Raw genomic sequence first — 540 nt, forward strand, 5'->3', positions numbered from 1 at the left:
CCGCGTAACAGTACCGTTGCCGGTGTATTCGCTCCTAGCTTCGCCTGTTCGATAGCTGCAGTTGTTTCATCTGAATTTCCGACCATATCATCAAAAGAATATTTCGCTTCTAATGTGCGAATGATTTGCCTCGCTCTATTCAATTCATTTGTTAACTTTTGAATTTCCGACACGTCACGGATAACGCCGACGCTTCCTTTCAATATTCCATCCACAATAACTGGCGCTACGTTTACAATTACATCGCGCTTTTTTTGCCCAATCTTCATATGTATTCCGCGCACCGCACGACGCGTTCGAAGTACTTTCATATGCATACTTTCGCCTTCTACAATATCAGTTGTAGCAGGCTTCCCAATAATATCTTCTTCTGTTAAACCCGTTAATTTCGTATATGCCGGGTTAATGACTAAACCTCTTCCTTTTTCATCCACAACCGAAATCGCTTCTTCAGATGAGTTAATAATCGCCTCCAATAGTGTTTGAATTTCTTTTAAGTCTGTAACTTCTTCCGCTAAATCTACAACTTCTGTTATATCT

The 540-nt window shown here is 40.7% G+C and carries 1 protein-coding gene; it reads right to left on the reverse strand.

The window, feature by feature from the left end; translation table 11 throughout:
* Positions 1–540: PAS domain S-box protein (locus ACCC84_RS23945; protein WP_371902446.1), on the reverse strand; the 540-nt coding region annotated here is incomplete at both ends.

This window comes from Serratia odorifera, assembly GCF_041448735.1.
Taxonomy (GTDB): domain Bacteria; phylum Pseudomonadota; class Gammaproteobacteria; order Enterobacterales; family Enterobacteriaceae; genus Serratia_F; species Serratia_F odorifera.